Origin of the sequence: Enterobacter cloacae complex sp. GF14B (genome assembly GCF_004136805.1) — a bacterium.
Lineage (GTDB): Bacteria > Pseudomonadota > Gammaproteobacteria > Enterobacterales > Enterobacteriaceae > Enterobacter > Enterobacter hormaechei_C.
In genome coordinates this window covers 1-911 of sequence record NZ_QFRV01000374.1, presented here as the reverse complement: position 1 = coordinate 911, position 911 = coordinate 1, and the positions used below count along the sequence as shown (strand labels likewise).

Annotated in this window: 1 protein-coding gene; it reads left to right on the top strand. The window is 41.1% G+C overall.

Annotated features, from left to right (window positions below):
• The coding region (locus tag DD606_RS26300) for a Ty1/Copia family ribonuclease HI (protein WP_219824255.1) at positions 1-267 on the top strand (267 nt) is incomplete at its 5' end.
• Positions 268-911 lie beyond the last annotated feature (644 nt).

Here is a 911-nt window from a genome sequence, read left to right as displayed (position 1 = left end):
CTAGTGAAAGATCTTGGATTGTTGGAGCAGCATACACCAGTTCTTCATTGTGACAATCATAGTGCTATTGCCTTGTCTAACAATACAGTGTTTCATTCCAAAACAAAACACATTGATGTGCGCTATCACTTCAGTCATGAATGCCTGGCAAACAAGAGCCTTGATTTAGTGAAGATTCCTACATCAGAGAACACAGGGGATGCACTCAATAAGAGTCTCTCCAGCCATCAGTTTCAACACTGCCGTAAGTTGATGGGCGTTAGGTGAAGAGTGGTTCTCTTCTATTCTTGTGGTCTCCCACATTGGCCATAAAGTGGGAGAATGTTAGGTTTAATGGCCATGTGCGCGATTGTCCATCACTAACTGCCACTAACCCTAGTGTACAGCTATACACTTGTGTGAGCCACTAACACTAAGTACAATGTGTATTGTGCCTTAGTGCATAAGATAGAGAAGAAAGAAAGGGGGCACACAGTATGTTGGCTCTCCCCCTTCAACCTGTGTGTGTGGCTATGGTGGTGTGTGTGTGAGTGTGTGCGTGCGTATTCCTCTTTTGTTGTGTTCCCAGCTGCTCCCCTTCATTAGGTATTTCATGCAAATACATTGATGTATTTGCACGAGACTATACAGATATGAGAGGGATAGATCCACATGTATATTAGCCCATGATCAATCTTAAAGAGGATGAGGTTTTGATTAGTACAATAGAGATATAGGATGAATCTGAATGATGCTAAGTAGGTTAAGGACGAGCTAGAAAAATTGATGAAAATGGGATTTATAAAGCCAATAGATGAGACAAAATGGTTATCTCCTATTGTGTTGGTACCTAGGAAATCAACGAAGCTAAGAGTATGTGTGAACTATAGAAGGTAGTGTTCCTTTCAACTACTATTTGTAGATACTCTCTT